This window comes from Apibacter sp. wkB309, assembly GCF_002964915.1.
Lineage (GTDB): Bacteria > Bacteroidota > Bacteroidia > Flavobacteriales > Weeksellaceae > Apibacter.
Window position 1 is genome coordinate 78,098 of sequence record NZ_PSZL01000002.1, and the last position, 19,448, is coordinate 97,545.

At 33.3% G+C, this 19,448-nt stretch carries 19 protein-coding genes and 1 tRNA gene; 14 read left to right on the forward strand and 6 right to left on the reverse strand.

Annotated features, from left to right (window positions below; all coding sequences use genetic code 11):
• Nucleotides 1–16: 16 nt before the first annotated feature.
• From metF to C4S75_RS02040, 3 genes are all read left to right on the forward strand, one after another.
• Nucleotides 17–970, forward strand: a complete 954-nt coding sequence (metF, locus tag C4S75_RS02030; RefSeq protein WP_105296663.1) for a methylenetetrahydrofolate reductase [NAD(P)H] — start codon at nucleotides 17–19, stop codon at nucleotides 968–970.
• Nucleotides 971–1,330 carry a dihydroneopterin aldolase gene (gene folB / locus C4S75_RS02035; protein WP_105296664.1) on the forward strand — a complete coding sequence of 120 codons (360 nt, stop codon included), beginning with the start codon at nucleotides 971–973 and terminating at the stop codon, nucleotides 1,328–1,330.
• A gap of 49 nt (nucleotides 1,331–1,379) precedes the next feature.
• A tRNA-Cys gene (locus C4S75_RS02040) sits at nucleotides 1,380–1,450 on the forward strand.
• Between the two features lie 35 nt (nucleotides 1,451–1,485).
• Here C4S75_RS02040 and C4S75_RS02045 read toward each other — a convergent pair.
• The 4 genes from C4S75_RS02045 to C4S75_RS02060 all read right to left on the reverse strand — a co-directional run bounded on the left by C4S75_RS02045 (nucleotide 1,486) and on the right by C4S75_RS02060 (nucleotide 6,328).
• On the reverse strand, nucleotides 1,486–3,186 hold the full coding sequence (locus tag C4S75_RS02045; RefSeq protein WP_105296665.1) for an enoyl-CoA hydratase-related protein: 1,701 nt from the start codon (nucleotides 3,184–3,186) through the stop codon (nucleotides 1,486–1,488).
• Nucleotides 3,187–3,391: 205 nt separating this feature from the next.
• Entirely contained in the window at nucleotides 3,392–4,570 is a 1,179-nt protein-coding gene (locus C4S75_RS02050) for an acetyl-CoA C-acyltransferase (RefSeq protein WP_105296666.1), read from the reverse strand.
• A 157-nt stretch (nucleotides 4,571–4,727) separates the two neighbouring features.
• Entirely contained in the window at nucleotides 4,728–5,792 is a 1,065-nt protein-coding gene (locus tag C4S75_RS02055) for a 2Fe-2S iron-sulfur cluster-binding protein (RefSeq protein WP_105296667.1), read from the reverse strand.
• A gap of 125 nt (nucleotides 5,793–5,917) precedes the next feature.
• Nucleotides 5,918–6,328 carry a hypothetical protein gene (locus C4S75_RS02060; RefSeq protein ID WP_105296668.1) on the reverse strand — a complete coding sequence of 137 codons (411 nt, stop codon included), beginning with the start codon at nucleotides 6,326–6,328 and terminating at the stop codon, nucleotides 5,918–5,920.
• A 189-nt stretch (nucleotides 6,329–6,517) separates the two neighbouring features.
• On the opposite strand from C4S75_RS02060, the gene C4S75_RS02065 reads away from it, so the two are divergent.
• Nucleotides 6,518–7,732 carry an MFS transporter gene (locus C4S75_RS02065; RefSeq protein WP_105296669.1) on the forward strand — a complete coding sequence of 405 codons (1,215 nt, stop codon included), beginning with the start codon at nucleotides 6,518–6,520 and terminating at the stop codon, nucleotides 7,730–7,732.
• Between the two features lie 50 nt (nucleotides 7,733–7,782).
• On the opposite strand, the gene C4S75_RS02070 is transcribed toward C4S75_RS02065, so the two are convergent.
• Nucleotides 7,783–8,229: a type I restriction enzyme HsdR N-terminal domain-containing protein gene (locus tag C4S75_RS02070; protein WP_105296883.1), complete on the reverse strand. Its 447-nt coding sequence runs from the start codon at nucleotides 8,227–8,229 to the stop codon at nucleotides 7,783–7,785.
• A 10-nt stretch (nucleotides 8,230–8,239) separates the two neighbouring features.
• Here C4S75_RS02070 and holA point away from each other — a divergent pair, with 10 nt between their 5' ends.
• The 10 genes from holA to hisIE all read left to right on the forward strand — a co-directional run bounded on the left by holA (nucleotide 8,240) and on the right by hisIE (nucleotide 17,288).
• The gene (gene holA, locus C4S75_RS02075; protein ID WP_105296670.1) at nucleotides 8,240–9,250 is read left to right on the forward strand and encodes a DNA polymerase III subunit delta; all 1,011 of its coding nucleotides are present in this window, start codon (nucleotides 8,240–8,242) and stop codon (nucleotides 9,248–9,250) included.
• A 99-nt stretch (nucleotides 9,251–9,349) separates the two neighbouring features.
• A complete protein-coding gene (locus C4S75_RS02080; RefSeq protein WP_105296671.1) occupies nucleotides 9,350–9,640 on the forward strand; it encodes a putative quinol monooxygenase in 291 nt (96 codons plus the stop codon).
• 292 nt (nucleotides 9,641–9,932) lie between these two features.
• The gene (gene hisG, locus C4S75_RS02085) at nucleotides 9,933–10,790 is read left to right on the forward strand and encodes an ATP phosphoribosyltransferase (RefSeq protein WP_105296672.1); all 858 of its coding nucleotides are present in this window, start codon (nucleotides 9,933–9,935) and stop codon (nucleotides 10,788–10,790) included.
• 73 nt (nucleotides 10,791–10,863) lie between these two features.
• On the forward strand, nucleotides 10,864–12,144 hold the full coding sequence (gene hisD, locus C4S75_RS02090; RefSeq protein WP_105296673.1) for a histidinol dehydrogenase: 1,281 nt from the start codon (nucleotides 10,864–10,866) through the stop codon (nucleotides 12,142–12,144).
• A 72-nt stretch (nucleotides 12,145–12,216) separates the two neighbouring features.
• The gene (hisC, locus tag C4S75_RS02095; protein WP_105296674.1) at nucleotides 12,217–13,254 is read left to right on the forward strand and encodes a histidinol-phosphate transaminase; all 1,038 of its coding nucleotides are present in this window, start codon (nucleotides 12,217–12,219) and stop codon (nucleotides 13,252–13,254) included.
• Nucleotides 13,251–14,345 carry a bifunctional histidinol-phosphatase/imidazoleglycerol-phosphate dehydratase HisB gene (gene hisB, locus C4S75_RS02100; RefSeq protein WP_105296675.1) on the forward strand — a complete coding sequence of 365 codons (1,095 nt, stop codon included), beginning with the start codon at nucleotides 13,251–13,253 and terminating at the stop codon, nucleotides 14,343–14,345. Before hisC ends, hisB begins: the two co-directional genes overlap by 4 nt.
• Nucleotides 14,346–14,462: 117 nt before the next feature.
• A complete protein-coding gene (hisH, locus tag C4S75_RS02105; RefSeq protein ID WP_105296676.1) occupies nucleotides 14,463–15,041 on the forward strand; it encodes an imidazole glycerol phosphate synthase subunit HisH in 579 nt (192 codons plus the stop codon).
• 96 nt (nucleotides 15,042–15,137) lie between these two features.
• Nucleotides 15,138–15,860 carry a 1-(5-phosphoribosyl)-5-[(5-phosphoribosylamino)methylideneamino]imidazole-4-carboxamide isomerase gene (gene hisA, locus C4S75_RS02110; protein ID WP_105296677.1) on the forward strand — a complete coding sequence of 241 codons (723 nt, stop codon included), beginning with the start codon at nucleotides 15,138–15,140 and terminating at the stop codon, nucleotides 15,858–15,860.
• A gap of 91 nt (nucleotides 15,861–15,951) precedes the next feature.
• The gene (gene hisF, locus C4S75_RS02115) at nucleotides 15,952–16,704 is read left to right on the forward strand and encodes an imidazole glycerol phosphate synthase subunit HisF (protein WP_105296678.1); all 753 of its coding nucleotides are present in this window, start codon (nucleotides 15,952–15,954) and stop codon (nucleotides 16,702–16,704) included.
• Nucleotides 16,701–17,288 (forward strand): bifunctional phosphoribosyl-AMP cyclohydrolase/phosphoribosyl-ATP diphosphatase HisIE, encoded by a 588-nt coding sequence (hisIE, locus tag C4S75_RS02120; RefSeq protein ID WP_105296679.1) that lies wholly within the window; start codon nucleotides 16,701–16,703, stop codon nucleotides 17,286–17,288. The genes hisF and hisIE overlap by 4 nt, the downstream gene beginning before the upstream one ends.
• Nucleotides 17,289–17,344: 56 nt before the next feature.
• Here hisIE and ligA read toward each other — a convergent pair whose 3' ends face one another.
• Nucleotides 17,345–19,378 carry an NAD-dependent DNA ligase LigA gene (gene ligA / locus C4S75_RS02125; protein ID WP_105296680.1) on the reverse strand — a complete coding sequence of 678 codons (2,034 nt, stop codon included), beginning with the start codon at nucleotides 19,376–19,378 and terminating at the stop codon, nucleotides 17,345–17,347.
• Between the last annotated feature and the right edge of the window lie 70 nt (nucleotides 19,379–19,448).

A 19,448-nucleotide genomic window follows, 5' to 3' on the forward strand; every position in this document is an offset into this window, starting at 1 on the left:
AACAAAAATAATTAATATGAAAGTTACAGAACATATTTCCAATGCAAAGGGAAAAACTTTATTTTCCTTCGAAATACTACCGCCTAAAAAAGGAGAAGATTTACAAAATATATTTTCCAATATTGATCCTTTAATGGAATTTAATCCTCCTTTCATTGATGTAACCTATCATAGAGAAGAATACGAATATAGAGAGTTACCTAATGGATTGATACAAAAAATTGTTACAAGAAAACGTCCCGGTACAGTGGGTATATGTGCTGCAATTCAACAAAAGTATAAAGTTGATGCAGTGCCTCATTTAATATGTGGTGGGTTTAATAAAGAAGAAACTGAAAATATTCTTATCGATTTTAATTTTTTAGGTATTGATAATATTTTAGTTTTACGGGGAGATCCCATTAAAAGTGAGGGTATATTTAAACCACACTCCCAGGGACATTCATATGCTAATGAACTGGTGTCTCAAGTTCAAAACATGAATTCAGGTAAATATCTTCATGAAGAATACGCTCATGGAGCTACTGATTTTTGTATTGGCATAGCCGGATATCCTGAAAAACATTTTGAAAGCCCTAATTTAGATACGGATTTAAATTATTTAAAGCAAAAAATTAATGCCGGTGCAGATTACATTGTTACTCAACTGTTTTATGATAATACTAAATATTTTGAGTTTGTAAAGAAGTGTAGGAATATCGGAATTACTGTGCCGATCATACCCGGCATAAAGCCCGTATCTATAAAAAAACATCTCACTATTCTTCCAAACATTTTTCACATAGATATGCCTCAAGAATTAGTTATGGCCGTAGAAAAATGTAAGGATAATAAAGCAGTATATGAGGTGGGAATAGAATGGACGGTTAATCAATGTAAGGAATTAATGAAGCAAGGAGTACCCGTACTTCACTTTTATTCAATGGGAAGATCTGAAAACATAAGAAAAATTGCTAAACAACTTTTTTAAATGCAAAAAATAAAATTAAAAAATATAAAAATTTACGCCTATCATGGATGCTTAGAAGAAGAAGCTAAAATTGGTTCTTTTTATATAGTTAATGTGACAATACGGTTGAACTTAGAAAAATCAGGAAGATCCGATGAGCTTAATGATACTGTTAATTATGGAACTGTTGCACAAATAGTTAAAGATCAAATGGCTATTCGCTCCAATCTTTTAGAACATGTTGCCGATCGAATTATAAGAGAACTAAAATTTCAATGTAAAAAGGTAAAAGCTGTAAAAGTCTCTGTTGCAAAGGTAAACCCGCCTGTACATGTTAATTTAGATCAGGTAAAAGTAACTTTTAAAAAGAAATTTTATTAGATTTTAATTTTAATTCAAAAAAAATTGTAGATTTGCAATCCAACAAAACGGCTTCGTGGCCGAGTGGCTAGGCAGAGGTCTGCAAAACCTTGTACAGCGGTTCGAATCCGCTCGAAGCCTCAATAAAAACCATCTCAAATGAGATGGTTTTTTTATTATTCCTTATTTTGTTTAACTCTTGCCCAATTGGCTATCAATCGATCCGGAGTCTTACAAGCTCTTTTTTTAAGCACAAAACAATTTCTTTTTACAGAAAAAGAATTTCGGTCGTAAAGCATATCTTCTTTCATCTCTTCTAATTCTTTCTTTCTACATTCGGCTGCTTTTTCCGGATTAAAAGGTTTTTTCGAGGCTTTTTTATTTATTTCTTCTGCTTTTTTAGCTTGTACCCATAACCATTCATTGAAATTGTGTATTTCTCTGGGACCTATAGAATCAATTAATCCAATCTCCAATGCTCGGGTTACACTTACGGGTAAACATTCTTCGGTTAACCTTCTAGCCTGTTGCTCTCCTACCCGTTTAGGCAAAGTATATGTCCAATATTCTGAACCGTATAATCCCATCGTGGCATAATGAGGATTAAGTATTATTCCATCTCTGGCAGCTACAAAATCAGCTGTTAAAGCTAACATTACTCCTCCCGCTCCGGCACTACCTGTCACACCGGCAATTACCCATTGTTTCGTATCTAAAAGTTCTAAACATACATCGTCTATAGCATGTATATTTTTCCAGGCCTCTTCTGCCGGATTTTCTGCTGCTTCTATCGTATTAAGGTGTACACCATTGGAAAAAGCATTGTATCCTCCTTTAATTATCAACACATTCGTTTCCTGTTCTTTAGCAAATTGAATAGCTTTTATCATCCTTTCACATTGTTGGGTACTCATGGCACCATTATAAAAATTAAAGGTTAACTCTCCTATTCTTCCTTTTTGGGAATAATGTACTGTACTGTATTCCTCATTAGAAAAAACCGTATCGTACAATGAAAGGGTTAAATCTTTTAAATTTTCTGCTTTTTCTTTTAAAACTTGTACAGCCGGTAGTTTAAAGGGCAATTGGTCTTTAGCTGCTCTTTTTAACGAACCAATCCAAAGGCTTTTTTCTCCTGTTCCAATTAAAACTGCATCTTCACGGCGGGCTAAAAGTTTTCCCGCTTCACCTTCACGATGATCCAAATATGCATCATATATATAAAATTTTTCACCTTCTATTTCTGCTAATACACCGGGTATTCCTTCTGCTGAATTTACTATATTTAAAATGTCTTTTGCCGAACTAGTCCATTCAAAATGACGATCCGATTGTTTCATATTAGGTTCTAGCCTTCCCTTTACGTTTTCGTTATTATAATCTAATGGGATGGGTTTTTCATTATTTATAAATTTATCAATAACCTCAAAAATACATTTTATAGCGGCATCACTTACAAAATTGTTATAAAGCTCTGATTTTCTTATTAAAGCAGGTTTTTTAAATTCATGACTTGCCCAAATAGGACCGGCGTCCATTTCTTCTACGGCTTGTAAAGCAGTTACTCCCCATGTATCAAGATTTTTTAAAATTGCCCAGTCCAAAGAGGAGGCTCCTCTATCTCCTCTAATACCCGGATGGATAATTATGATAGGTCTTGTCTCATTTTTCCAAAGAACTTCAGGTACTCTATCTTTTAAAAAAGGACAAATAACAAGGTCCGGATGGGAAGTTTCAATTGAATCTATAACCTCTTGTTCTGTGGTAAAAAGTAAAAAACTAACCTGATATCCTGCTTCTTTCAATGAAAGCCAGACTCTTTGAGTTAAGCCATTAAAGGCTGACGAAAGCAAGATAATATTTAATGTATTCTTCATGATTTCTAATATTATTTAATTCAAAATATAATTTTTGTTTACCTAACAAATATATATAAATCAATTAAATACTATTAGAATATTAATATAATTTAAATTTATATTATATTAAATAGCTTATAGACTCTTCAAACTTATTAATTGAATTGATAATAAAAAAGGCAGATTTAAAAAAATCTGCCTTTTTATTATATTTTATAAAAGTTTATATATTTTCAAGTATAATTGCACTAGCTCCTCCTCCTCCATTACAGATTGCTGCCGCTCCATACTTTGCATTATTTTGTTTTAACACATGGATTAGAGTAACTATAATTCTCGAACCGCTATTACCTAAAGGATGCCCTAAAGAAACAGCGCCTCCATTTACATTTACTTTTGAACTATCTATGTTTAGTATTTTGGCATTCGCTAATCCAACTACGGAAAATGCTTCATTGAACTCAAAAAAATCAATATCATCTAAAGATAAATTTGCTTTTTTTAGGGCTTTGGGAAGAGCTAAGGAAGGTGCTATGGTGAATTTTTCAGGCTCACAAGCAGCATCTGCATAGGAAATAATTTTTACTAACGGTTTTAATCCTAATTCTTTAGCTTTCTCAGCTGTCATTAGTATTAGTGCTGATGCTCCATCATTTAAAGTGGATGCATTGGCTGCAGTTACGGTTCCTTCTTTCTGAAAAACAGGGGATAATTGTTTTAGCTTATCGAAATTTACATTTTTAAATTCTTCATCTTCTGAAATGACTATCGGATCTTTTTTTCTCTGAGGAACAGTCACAGGCACAACTTCATCTTTGAATTTACCGGATTTCCATGCTAATTGCGAACGTGTATACGATTGTATAGCAAAAGCATCTTGCTCCTCTCTGGAAATATTATACTCTTCTGCACAAGCATCTGCACATATTCCCATATGATTGCGATCGTATACATTTATCAACCCGTCTTTTAGTAATCCATCAACTAACTTTTGATCTCCCAATTTGTTCCCAATTCTTCCATTTGTTAGATAATAAGGTACTTGCGACATGGATTCCATTCCTCCTGCCACTACTATTTCATTATCTCCTGCTTGAATGGATTGTGCGCCAATAATTACCGCTTTCATTCCTGAAGCACATACTTTGTTTATGGTAGTACAAGGGACGTTATTTGGTATTCCGGCTCCTAAGGAAGCTTGTTTAGCCGGTGCCTGTCCTACATTGGCCTGTAAAACATTACCCATAAAAACCTCATTGATCAAAGTTTTTTCCAATTTAATTTTATTCAGTGCCCCTTCAATGGCTGCTGACCCTAATTGCACCGCTGAAAGGCTTGATAGACTGCCTAAAAAACTTCCTATGGGTGTTCTCGCAGCAGAAACAATAACTAGTTCTTTCATTTTTTAATGGTAGTATATTTTTAATCTTTAATTTTTTACTGTTGACTTGTGGTAAATTTACTTATTTTTATTTTACCATACGGTATTCTGCTTTTATTCTTATCATTAAAAAAGATGAAAATTAATCTAGTACACACAAGAGTATTTTAAAAAATTATTATGCTTCATCTAAATTAATGGTCAATGTTTTTGTTTTAGGATGAGCCATACAGGTTAGTATTTTACCTTTTTTTAAATCATTTTCTGTTAAGACTAAGTTTTCATCTAAATATACTTCCCCTTCTCTTTTAGTACAAATACATGCTCCACAAACTCCTCCTTTACAAGAATAAGGAGCCTCTACTCCACTATCCAGCAAAGCAGTAAGTAAGGAAGAACCGTTATTTATCCAATTCATTGTTTTTGTAATTTTCCGAAATGTATAGGTCACTTTTACTTCTTTTACTGTAGACCGTTTGACTTTATCATCAAAAAAAACTTTTTCTACCGGCTCATACAATTCGTAATGTATATTTTTTTTAGGGATACCTTGCTCATAAATAGCATTAGCCAGGGTAACAATCATGTCTTTTGGACCGCAAATTAGCGCTTCGTCCAATTCATCCCAATCCATAATTTGATTGATGATTAATTTAATTTTGTGAGCATCTAATTTTCCCTCAAAAAATTTATCTTGCATTTCTTGTCGGGTATAAAAAAAATAAGGAAAAAAATTAGTAGGATTTTGTTTTTGTAATTCAGTCAATTCATCCTTAAAAATTGCTTCATTTTCTTTCGTATTACCATAAAAAAGATAGAATTGAACGTTAGGCTCATGATATAAGGTATCTTTGATAATGCTTATTATCGGAGCTATACCGCTACCGGAGGCAAATGCTGCCAAAGTTCTTTTTTCATTGGGTCGCGAGGGAATTCCAAAAGTCCCCATGGGAGCAGAAATTGATACAAGATCTCCTTCCTTCACATGGTTTTGCACAAATTCAGATACAAATGCATTTTTAGCCTTTTTTACAGCAAAAGACAGATATCCTTCATACGGTGCAGTGCATATTGAATATTCCCTTTCAAAGATTTCTCCATTGATCTCAAATTGAAAGCGAATAAACTGTCCCGCTTTCCAACGGAATATAGATTTTAATTCTTCAGGAATTGACAAGTCTAATCGAACACTCCCTGAAGTAAGCGGTATCACTTTTTGTACATGTAAGGAATAAAATCGCATTATTTTATTATTTCTTTTAAGCCTGCAAAAATACCGGATTTAAATTAAAAAAATCTTTGATCGTATTGAGAATTTATCCGAAAAAATAATGTGAATATTTGAAAAAACAGTTTTAAACACAACTTTTACGGTATGGTTTCCGCATGGTTTTGTGAAGAAATTATACTGTCAACAATATATTTAGTATATCCTCTCCAAGGTAATGCTCCGAAATATTCCTTATAGTGCAATATAACATCCTTTCCGGTAAGCTTCATTAATTGATGCGCTAACTCTTCATTATCCACTGAAAATTCAAATTCATTAGATTGCATACCTCCGGTGGTTCGTGATTTGAAGCCGGTTTGAATTAATTTTCCTTCATAAGTTTTAAAAATAATCCCTTTATGCATAATATAATTTAATTGCCCGGACTTTACACTGCTGTCTCCATAAGGTACATAATAATACACATAAAATATTGCAACCCCTAAAACGCTGATAATTAAGAATAGAATTATTATTGTTTTTTTCCATGAACCTGATTTATTTTCCATATCGAACTTATGTATTTTTCTGAATTAATTGTATTCATTTTCTTTTTTGTCCCATTAAGTGAATTACCATAGTTCGATACTTATAATCATCGTAAAAGTTAGTTTGTCAACTTTTTATAATCCAAATTTATTCCAATTCGTACAATTAGTAATATATTTGCAGTTATTTTTTTCACCATACCTGTAACTATGGAAAAATCATCTCAACCAACCGGTACTGCATTCACCTTGTTGTCATTATTAGCACTATCTCATATGTTTAATGACACATTGCAATCGGTTATACCTGCCATATATCCGCTTTTAAAAAATTCGTTGGCTCTAACGTTTACTCAAATAGGTTTGATAACCCTTGTTTATCAAATGTCTTCCTCCTTATTCCAACCCATAATCGGAATTTTTACCGACAAGCACCCTCAACCCTATTCTTTACCCGTTGGAATGACTTTCAGCATGATGGGCGTTATATCGCTGGCCCTTGCCACGAATTTCACTCATGTGCTATTAGCTGTTTTTTTTACAGGATTAGGATCGTCCATATTTCATCCGGAAGCCTCTCGTCTTGCCTATCTGGCTTCTGGAGGTAAGCACGGTCTGGCTCAATCCATCTTTCAAGTGGGCGGAAATTTCGGAAGTTCCATAGGTCCTTTAATTGCGTTATGGATCATAACCCCTTATGGCCAAAAAAATGTGGGATGGTTAGCCATCATCGCTTTATTGGGTATTGGAATAATGCTTGTAATCAGCAAATGGTACAAAAAAAATTTAGTTCTTTTAAAAAACAAAAAAGAATCCGAAAAAAATATCGGAGATCAAAATTCCATAAATAATACTTCATTGCCTCGATCTAAGGTAGTTTTAGCTATAGGTATTTTATTACTACTGGTTTTTTCAAAATATGTTTATATGGCAAGTCTTACCAGTTATTATACTTTTTATCTTATTAATAAATTTGGTGTTAGTATTGATGAAGCTCAAATCTATCTTTTCGCTTTTTTATTTGCTATTGCAGCAGGTACAATTATTGGTGGTCCTGTTGGCGATCGAATAGGTCGAAAATATGTAATTTGGATTTCCATTCTCGGAACGGCTCCTTTTGCTCTCTTAATGCCTTATGCGAATCTTACTTGGACATGCATTTTAAGTATTATCATAGGATTGATTTTGTCGTCAGCCTTTTCGGCCATTCTTATCTATGCTCAAGAATTAGTACCCGGAAAGGTGGGACTTATAAGTGGACTTTTTTTTGGTTTGGCTTTTGGAATAGCCGGAATAGCTTCTGCTATTCTAGGTAAAATTGCTGATAAGACGGGTATTCAATACGTATACTATCTTTGTTCTTTTTTGCCTTTATTGGGATTGGTAGCATCTTTTCTACCCGAAACAAAGAAAAGAAATAAATAAGCTCCTAATTTTTAATTTAATTGTTTTTTGTGTTAAGGTTGTTTAAATTATTAAGACCAATCAAAATCGTCAACAACTTTATACTGATTATTAACAGGGTCGTAAGTAAAATACAAGTGTTTAAATCCATTGGTTAATAAAATATATTTGGATTTAATTTGCGTATTATATCGAGCGGCCTGTTCAAAGGTAGTTTGAGTAATAGGTATTTCAGGAGCTTTGCATTCAACCAATAATCTGGGTTCAGATTTTTTATACAGTAAGATATCCAAACGTTTGGTTTGTTGATTGAGGTTTATTTTTTTTTCGATTATAAACGCTGATTGAGGAATTTTTTTTTCGGTTTTTAAATAAAAAATAATATGTTGCCTTACCCATTCTTCAGGTGTTAGAATTAACCATTTTTTTCTAACTTCGTCAAAAATATACCAAAGAGATTTTTCCTCCTTTATTTGAAAATTATATTTTTTGGGGAAATTTAAAACCGGAAGCTCCATTATTCTAATTATGAAAGAATATAATAATTTAGTCAAAGATATTAAAAATAAAAAGTTTCTGCCTGTGTATTTTTTACAGGGTGATGAGCCTTTTTACATCGATAAACTTACCGAATTACTGGAAGAAAATGTCCTAAGCGAAGAAGAAAAGGCTTTTAACCAAAATATTATTTACGGTACAGAATCTGATTTGGATCAAATTATATCTTTGGCAAAGCAATTTCCAATGGGAGCCGATAAACAGCTTATAATAATTAAAGAAGCAAAGGGATTGCCTTTTGACAAATCCGAAGCCTTTGATAATTATATAAAAAATCCTCAGCCTTCAACTGTATTGGTCATCAACTATAAATACAAATCTTTAGATAAAAGAAAGTCAGTGGCTAAATTACTCAGTAAACAAGGATATATTTTTACAAGCGAAAAGCTATATGACAACCAAGTATCCACTTGGATCGGTTCATTATGTCAATCAAACGGTTTGGAAATTGACGAAAAATCCAGGATTTTACTTGCCGAATTTTTAGGCACTGAACTTTCCCGTATTGATAATGAAATTCAAAAACTTAAATTAATTGTAGGTAATTCCAAAAAGATAACTCCTGAAATCATTGAACGAAATATTGGAATTAGTAAAGAGTACAACAATTTCGAATTAAGAAAGGCCATCATTGAGAAAAATACAAAACAGGCTTATAAAATAATAGACTATTTTGAAAAAAACCCAAAAGCAAATCCTATTGTTTTGACTTTTGGAACATTAATAAGTTTATTTTCCAATATTCTTATTGTACACACTTTACCGATAAAAACTCCACAAAATATAGCTAAAGAACTTCGTATTAACCCTTTCTTTGCTAATGAGTATTTAACCGCCATTAAAAATTATTCTTTAAAAAAAACTACTGCATGTATCGCTTATTTGCGAGATGCAGACATGAAATCCAAAGGAGTGGATGTTTCATCTCATGCAACTTCTAAAGATATTTTAATGGAAATGTTATATAAAATACTTCATTAATCAAAACATATTCATTACATACTTTTAAAATTTATTTAAACAACATATATCTGGTTTTAATTATATTAATTACATTTGGCATATTAAATTATTTATACCATGTCAGAATTAAAAATAATTGCAACCATACAAGTAAAACCTGACTATCTTGATGATGTTAAAAAAATATTGTATTCCTTAGCAGATGGCTCCCGCAAAGAAGAAGGTAATGTATCTTACGATTTACACGAAAGCATAAAAGATCCTTCAAAACTTTCTATAATTGAAGTATGGAAATCCCAAGAGGCTATTAATATTCATAATAATACCAAGCTATTTAAAGATTTTATAAAATTCATTGATGGCAAATATGATGTTTTAGATATTGATGTCATCAAACAAATTTACTAGACATATAAGATTATGTTATTAATCTATATAGTAACCCCTTCATTTATATAGGATAGTATAATTGTAATTTATTATTAGTGCTTTATTATATTTTTTATAAATTTGTACCAATCAATATAAACAAAAATGATTCAAACACATATACATCATCATCATTATTTACACACTTACAATCAGGTGAGGTAAGTAATTTTGTTATGCAAAATGTCAAAATAAATAATAGCCGCCTGAGTTTTCGGGCGGTTTTTTTTTAGGATCACTTCAATAGAAAAAAATTTAAAAACTATGGCTAATGAGTAAACTGAAAATTGCTATCCAAAAAAACGGACGGCTAAGTCAAAAATCACTGGAATTATTGAGTGAATGCGGAATAAAAATTCCAAATGGTAATCAGAAATTGAAAACTGTATCTACCAATTTTCCTATTGAAATCTTATTTCTTAGAGATGATGATATCCCACAATATGTAGAACAAAATGTAGCCGATATTGGAATCTTAGGTGAAAACGAAGTTTGGGAAAAAGACCGAAATGTAGAAATCATAAAGAAATTAGGTTTCGGTAATTGCCGAATGTGTTTGGCTATACCTAAAGAAGAAACATATACCGGAATTGCTTATTTTAATAATAAAAGAATTGCAACTAGTTATCCTAAAATTTTAAAGAAATTTTGCAAAAAAAACAATGTAAAGGTTGAAATTGAAGAAATCGGCGGAAGCGTTGAAATAGCTCCGGGAATAGGTTTGGCTAATTGCATTTTCGATATTGTCAGTACCGGAAGTACACTTCTCATGAACGGACTGAAAGAAGTGGAAACCGTTACTAAAAGCGAAGCAGCCCTTATAAAATCAAAAAAACTCTCTCAAGACAAACAAGAAATTCTAGATAAATTATTGTTCAGAATTCAATCGGTACTATATTCACGAGAAAATAAATACATCTTGTTGAATGCTCCTAATGAAAACCTGAAAGATATTATTTCTTTATTACCCGGAGTTAAAAGTCCTACTATTTTACCCCTGGCAAAAGAAGGATGGAGCAGCATACATTCTGTAATTAAAGAAGATAAGTTTTGGGACATCATAGAACAATTAAAAGAATTTGGAGCGCAAGGAATTTTAGTCATTCCTATTCAAAAAATGATTCTTTAAATTTTTAAAATTAAAGGAAACCCATTCAGTTTACTTAACAATCAACCATTTTATCTATTAATAGAGCTCAAAAATGAACATTATAAAATATCCTCCAATAAATGATTGGCACCAATTAGTTAAAAGACCTGAAAATGAAAAAGTTTCATTATATGAAACCGTTAAAAATGTATTTACCGATGTAAAAAATGAAGGCGACGCAGCCTTAAAAGAATATACCCTTCAATTTGACCAAGTGTCTTTAACTAGCTTTACTGTCTCAGAACAAGAACTTTTTGAGGCGGAATCATTAGTTTCCGATGAACTGAAACAAGCCATCATACAAGCTAAATCCAATATTGAAAAATTTCATCTTTCTCAAAAAGAAAAGAAGAAAATTATTGAAATACAACCCGGTATCGAATGTTGGAGAGAATCCAGAGCTATAGAAAAAGTTGGATTATATATTCCCGGAGGGTCTGCACCGCTTTTTTCGACCGTTTTAATGTTGGGAGTACCCGCTAGAATTGCAGAATGTAAAGAAATTGTATTATGCACTCCTCCCAATAAAGAAGGCAAAATACATCCTGCTATTTTATATGCAGCAAAAACGATAGGTATCAAAAATATATACAAGGTAGGAGGTGTTCAAGCCATCGCAGCGATGACTGTAGGTACAGAATCCATTTCACCTGTCTATAAAATTTTCGGTCCGGGAAACCAATATGTAACCGCGGCTAAACAATATGCCCAAGAATTTAAAGTCAGCATAGATTTACCTGCTGGGCCCAGTGAGGTATTAGTAGTGTCCGATTCGTCCGCTAATCCTGCCTATGTTGCTTCCGATTTACTCTCACAAGCAGAGCATGGCCCTGACAGTCAAGTTGTATTCCTAACCACGGATTCACAAATTTTAAATCAGACCCTAGCCGAGATCAATACTCAACTTGAAAGTCTTCCTCGAAAAGAAATTGCTAAAAAAGCTTTACGTAATAGTTTAGGTGTTTTATTGAATTCCTTAGAAGAATGTTTTCAATTGAGTAATCTTTATGCACCGGAACATCTGATCTTGGCTATTGATCAAGCAAAAAACTATACACACTTTGTTGAAAATGCGGGATCTGTATTTCTAGGCAATTACAGCTGTGAAAGTGCCGGAGATTATGCAAGCGGAACGAACCACACATTGCCTACTAATGGCTATGCACGAAATTACAGCGGGGTTTCTCTGGATAGTTTTTACAAAAAAATCACTTTTCAAGAACTAACCAAAGAGGGATTGCAAAAGATCGGAAATACTATAGAATTAATGGCTGAAGCTGAGGAGCTGCAAGCTCATAAAAATGCGGTGAGCATACGTTTACGAACCAATTAAACTAATTTATATATTGTATTTAAAAATAAATAGGGTAGAATTAACGCTTTTAATTCAATAAAAATAATAACCATGAAAAATATAAATGAACTGGCCCGCCCAAATGTGCTTGCTATGCATCCGTATTCTTCCGCAAGAGATGAATCCGGAGGAATAGAAGGTATTTTTTTAGACGCCAACGAAAACCCTTTTGGAAACTATAACCGTTATCCGGATCCCTACCAAAAGGAGTTAAAACATAAATTAAGTGAAATTAAAAATATTGCCACGGAAAAAATTTTTATTGGGAACGGAAGTGATGAAATAATAGATCATATTTATCGGGTATTTTGCAATCCTGGTAAGGACAAAGTTATGTTTTTCAGTCCAACTTTCGGAATGTACCAGGTAGCAGCAGAGTTGAACGATGTTACGATTGTTGATATTCCTCTAACATTCGATTTTCAAATCAATATCGAAGAAGCTCAAAAATATTTCAACGATGAAAATCTAAAAGTAATTGTTATTTGTACTCCCAACAATCCGACCGGCAATGCGATTAATCCAAAAGATATAGATTTTATACTAAAAAATTTTAACGGAATTGTAGCAATCGATGAAGCATATATAGAATTTACCGACCAACCTTCCTATCTGGAAAAAATGGATCAGTACCCAAATCTTGTACTATTCCAAACGCTCAGTAAGGCTTGGGGTATTGCAGGAGTACGTATTGGTATGGCCTATGCTCAACCTGAAATTATTCATTTACTTAATAAAGTAAAGCATCCATATAACATCAGCGAATTGAATCAAAAGGCAGCTTTGGAAGCGCTGAATCAAAGCAGTGAATTTGAAAAAAGAAAAAAAATTATTCTTGAAGAAAAAGAAAAATTGCGTTCTGCTTTGGATAAGCTATCGCTAGTAACTAAAATTTACCCGTCTGATACGAACTTCTTGCTCGTTGAATTTTCCGATTCCAATCAAGTTTTCAAACAATTAATGCAAGAAGGTATTATTGTACGAGATCAATCTTCCAAAATTAAAAACAGCCTTCGTATTACGGTTGGCTCTCCGGAAGAAAATTTAAAATTAATCAATTCACTATCTAAGCTAAACGATACCTTATGAAAAAAGTATTATTTATAGACCGCGATGGCACTTTAGTTAAAGAGCCTCCGATAGATTACCAATTGGACAGCTTGGAAAAATTGGAATTTTACCCCCTGGTTTTCCAAAGCCTTTCCAAAATCTACCGTGAAATGGATTACGACTTGGTTATGGTAACCAATCAAGATGGATTGGGTACCGAATCCTTTCCTGAAGAAACTTTTTGGCCTTCACAAAATAAAATCATCCAAGCTTTTGAAAATGAAGGAGTGAAGTTTTCTGAAATTCTGATAGACAGAAGTTTTGAACATGAAAATCTCCCTACACGAAAACCCGGAACGGGAATGTTAACTCATTATATAAAAGGAAAGTACGACCTATCCCATTCGTATGTAATTGGCGATCGATTAACTGATATACAATTAGCAAAAAATTTAGGCTGTCTTTCTATATATATGGGAACGGAAGAAAATTCCGGTGCAGAATTACAAACGCAAAGCTGGGACGAAATTTATCACTATTTAAAAAAGCAACCCCGAAAAGCTAAAGTGATTCGTAATACTAAAGAAACCAAAATTTCCGTGGAAATAAATTTGGACGGTTCGGGAAAAAGTTCCATATCCACAGGCTTGGGCTTTTTTGATCATATGTTGGAACAAATAGCCAAACATGGTTCTATGGATTTATATATTAAAGTAGACGGAGATTTAAATGTAGATGAACATCACACAATAGAAGATACGGGAATTGTTTTAGGTGAAGCTATTTTACAAGCACTTGGAAGTAAAAAAGGTATTGAAAGATATGGATTTCTGTTACCGATGGATGATTGTTTGGCTCAAGTAGGCATCGATTTCGGGGGGCGTCCATGGATCGTTTGGGAGGCAGAATTTAAAAGAGAAAAGATCGGAGAAATGCCAACCGAAATGTTTTATCATTTTTTTAAATCTTTTAGCGATAATTCGAAATCTAACTTAAACATAAAAGCGGAAGGAAGTAATGAACATCATAAAATAGAAGCTATTTTTAAGGCCTTTGCTAAAGCTATCAAAATGGCTGTTAAACAAACCGATGATAATTTTGCCATTCCAAGCACAAAAGGCAGTTTATAATACAAAAACTTATTTTTTACTTTTTACCGTTTATTTTTAAAGTTTTAAATAATTAAGTAATTCAAACATTTAAGAAAAATTCATACTTTCAAAAATTATAAAAAAGGCTTGTGAAAAATGATATCAATTATAAAATACAATGCAGGTAATATTAAATCAGTACAAAACGCACTAACACGCTTGGGGGTTGAATCTGTTGTGACCGATGATCCCAACACGATAATACATGCCGATAAAGTTATTTTTCCGGGAGTAGGCGAAGCCGGAAGTGCTATGTCATATTTACAAGAAAGAGGTATGGATGTTTTAATAAAATCGATTACACGTCCTTTTTTAGGGATTTGTTTGGGGCAGCAGTTAATGTGTTCTCATTCGGAAGAAGGCAACACCCATTGTCTAAATATCTTCGATGTTAACGTTCGAAAATTTCCTTCTACCGATATTGTGCCTCATATGGGTTGGAATACAATCTATGATTTAAAGGGAGAAATTTTTAAAAAAAATAATGACCATGATGATGTATACTTTTTGCATAGTTACTATGCGGATTTATGTGCAGATACTTCTGCTACCTGTACTTATATTTTACCGTTTAGTGCCGCTTTACAGAAAGACAATTTTTTTGCCACTCAATTTCATCCCGAAAAATCGGCAGATGTGGGAGATCAAATATTAAAAAGTTTTATTGAGCTGTAAGCTTCTGCTTAGATAAAAAGTTATCATTCAATCAACGGTATGTTACGAGAAAACCCTCGTAACTTTAACAAAAAATAATAAAGCTGAAATAAAAAAATGAGAATTATACCCGCCATAGATATTATTAACGGAAAATGTGTACGTTTAACTAAAGGAGATTATTCTACGAAAAAAATTTATCGCGAAGATCCTTTGGATGCCGCTAAAGAATATGAGGATATCGGAATTCAATATTTGCATGTGGTAGATTTAGACGGCGCAAAATCCAATCGAATCATCAATTATAAAACACTCTATAAAATAGCTTCCCAAACTAATTTAAAAATTGATTTTGGAGGGGGCTTAAAAAGCGATGATGATTTGAAAATTGCATTTGAAAATGGAGCTTCACAAATTACGGGAGGAAGTATAGCCGTAAAAAATCCTGAATTATTTCTTTCTTGGCTTTCAACTTTTGGAAATGATAAAATTATTTTAGGGGCAGATTGTAATCATCGAATGATAGCCACCCAAGGTTGGACAGAATCTTCCACTTTAGATATAGTTGATTTTATTAAGGAATATGAGAAAAAAGGCATTCGTTATGTAATTTGCACAGATATTTCCAAAGACGGAACTTTGGAAGGCCCATCAAATGAATTGTATGAAGAAATCCTTCAATCGGCTTCCATACATTTAATAGCCAGTGGGGGGGTGTCTTCGTTGGAAGATTTACTTAAATTAAAGGAACTTGGTTGTGAAGGCGCTATTATCGGAAAGGCTATTTATGAAGGAAAAATCAAATTGAAGGAACTTAAGCAATTTTTAAATAACGGGTAAAGTAATTTTATAGAAACTTTGTATGATTACTAAATAGTCGCTTTACATTTTCCATGCAAATTTTAATTTTTTAAACAAAATATAAAAAGTAGTGCTAAAAAAACGTATAATTCCTTGTTTGGATATAAAAAACGGAAGAACTGTTAAAGGAGTAAATTTTGTGAGCCTCACCGATGCCGGAGATCCGGTAGAATTGGCTAAAGCTTATGTACAACAAGGAGCGGATGAATTAGTTTTCCTGGATATAACCGCAACTATTGAAAACCGTTCCACCTTGCTTCATTTAGTAGAAAAAATTGCTAATGAAATTAACATTCCATTTACGGTAGGAGGAGGAATAAATTCTGTGGAAGATGTATTTTCTTTAACTCAAGCCGGTGCAGATAAAGTAAGCATAAATTCTTCAGCTGTAAAAAGACCGGAATTGATTTCAGAAATTGCTTCTCGTTTCGGAAGTCAATGCGTGGTAGTTGCTGTGGATACCAAAAAAGAAAATACAGGTTGGAAAGTGTATACTCACGGGGGAAGAACCCCGACTACGATTTTAACATTAGATTGGGTAAAAAAGGCGGAACAATTGGGAGCTGGTGAAATTTTACTTACGTCCATGAATAGTGACGGCACGAAAAACGGATTTTCAATTGATATTACGCATGATGTTGCATCTAGCGTGAATATTCCCGTTATTGCTTCAGGGGGAGCCGGTACTAAAGAACATTTTTCGGATGTATTTTTAAACACTAAGGCATCGGCGGCTCTGGCTGCCAGTGTATTTCATTTTAATGAGATTCCCATCCCCGAATTAAAAAGATTTTTAAAAACTAAAAATATTCCTATACGATGAAATTAGATTTTGATAAAAGTAACGGATTGATTCCTGTAATTATTCAGGATGAACTTACCCTGCAAGTACTCATGCTGGGTTATATGAATGAAGAAGCCTTTGAAAAAACAAAAAGGGAAGGAAAAGTGACTTTTTTCAGCCGCTCCAAAAATCGTTTATGGACGAAAGGAGAAACCTCTCATAATTATTTATGGGTAAAAAAAATTGATATAGATTGTGATCACGATACTCTTTTGATTAAAGTTTCTCCTGAAGGACCTACCTGTCATACGGGAAGTTATTCCTGTTTTGAAGAACAAAATGCAAAAGGATTTGTATATAAATTACAAAATATAATCAGTCAACGAATTGACGAAAAAGTAAACGGGTCGTATACCTATCAACTTTATCAAAAAGGTATTAATAAAGTAGCACAAAAGGTTGGTGAAGAGGCTGTTGAAGTTGTCATTGAAGCAAAGGATACGGATGATGTTTTGTTTAAGAATGAAGCAGCAGATCTATTATATCATTACCTTATCCTTTTGAAAGCAAAGGGTTTTCAATTGGAAGATATTGAAAAAGTATTATTTGATCGAAACCATTAAATATATGAACTGCAATTAAAAATTGCAGTTCATACTCTAAGTTTTTCCATTTGTTTTTAACGTGTTGACTCATTTTCTTTCGGGTTTATGCCTTCTTTTTCAAATAAGTCTAGAAATTGATATTCATCTAATATATGTACTGTCCCCAATTGTTCAGCCTTTTTAAGTTTCGATCCGGCTTTTTCTCCTACTACCAAATAATCTAAATTTTTACTCACGGAAGAAATATTTCTTCCTCCATTTTTTTCTACCAATTCTTCGGCATGTTCTCGTGTGAAAGCGGTTAATTTTCCTGTAAATAAAAAGGTTTTTCCTTCTAAAATATGAGAAATTTCTTCATGAGAATCTTCTGTTTCGAAATGTAAACCTGCTTTTTTTAATCTGTCAATGAGTGCCAAATGTTCGGGTTTGGCAAAATATTCTTGTATGCTTATGGCTATTTTATTTCCTACATCAGCCGTATTTTCCAGTTCTTCTAACGTCGCATTATGTAACCCCTCAATTGATTTAAATCTTTTAGCCAGTTTCTTCGCCATGGTTTCTCCTATATGACGAATTCCCAACGCATATAAAACCTTCTCAAATGGGATTTGTTTTGAATTTTCGATACCGTCAATTATATTTTGAGCCGATTTATCAGCCATTCTATCCAGTCCGATTAATTGTTCTTTTTTTAAGGTATAGAAATCCGAGATATCTTTGACCAACCCATTTTCATAAAGCATTGAAACCGTCTCTGCTCCTACGCTGTCTATGTTCATGGCCCTTCTGGAAACAAAATGTTCCATTCTTCCCATCACTTGTGGCGGACAAGCCTTTTCATTCGGACAAAAATGAGCAGCTTCTCCCGGTTCGCGAACTAAAGGAGTACCACAAGCCGGACAATTTTTAATAAATTCCAGCTTAATCGTACCTGGTTCTCTTTTATCGTAATTCACATCCACAATCTTGGGGATAATTTCTCCTCCCTTTTCAACAAAAACCATATCATTGATTCGTAAATCCATATTGGCGATAAAATCTTGATTGTGAAGAGAGGCTCTTTTTACTGTAGTTCCTGCAACTAATACCGGTTTCAAATTGGCTACCGGAGTTATTGCTCCCGTTCTTCCTACCTGATAGTCAACACTCAATAATTGTGTTTCTACTTTTTCGGCCTTGAATTTATAAGCAATGGCCCATCGAGGAGATTTAGCCGTATAACCTAGCTCTTCTTGTTCTGAAATGGAATTTACTTTTATTACGACTCCGTCAATCTCAAAGGGAAGATGATATCTTTCCGTATTCCAATGTTCAATAAAAGCCGTTACCTCATCTAGATTGGTACACAATCGGGCATAATTTCCTACTTTAAATCCCATGTCTTTAGCATGTTGCAAAGAGTCCCATTGGGTACTGTATCCTCTTTCATCAGTAAGTACATAATACAAATAGCAATCCAGGCCCCTTTTTGCTACCGCCTCGCTATCCTGAAGCTTTAAGCTTCCACTAGCCGTATTTCTTGGATTGGCATAGGGTTCTAATCCTTCTTTTTTTCTTTCTTCGTTGAGTTTATCCAAAGATTTTTTGGGCATGATAATCTCTCCTCTTATATAAAAACGTTGCGGATATTTACCTCTAAGATGAAGCGGAACAGATCGTATAGTTCTCACATTATGGGTAACATCATCCCCTTGAAAACCGTCACCTCGGGTAACTGCTTGAACTAACTGTCCGTTTTCATATAATATACTGATGGATAGTCCGTCGTATTTTAATTCACATACATATTCTACTTTTTCATCTATAGATTTGGCTACTCTTGTTGCCCAATCTTTGATATCGTCAAATGAGTAACTATTATCGAGCGAATACATCCGTCTTTCATGTCTTACGGTAGGAAAAATTTTAGTTATTTGCCCTCCTACTCTATGGGTAGGTGAACCGGGACTATCTAATTCCGGATTTTCTTTTTCTAATTGCTTCAACTCTTCCATCATCTGATCAAACTCATAATCCGAAACATCTGATTGATCTAATACATAGTATTTATAATTTAAATCCGTTAGTTCCTTCCTTAAAAATTCAATTCTGTCTTTAGTATTACTCATATTTAGAATATTTATTCAAATTTATAAACAATGGTTGATATGTTAAATACTAATGGATACTATTTAGTAT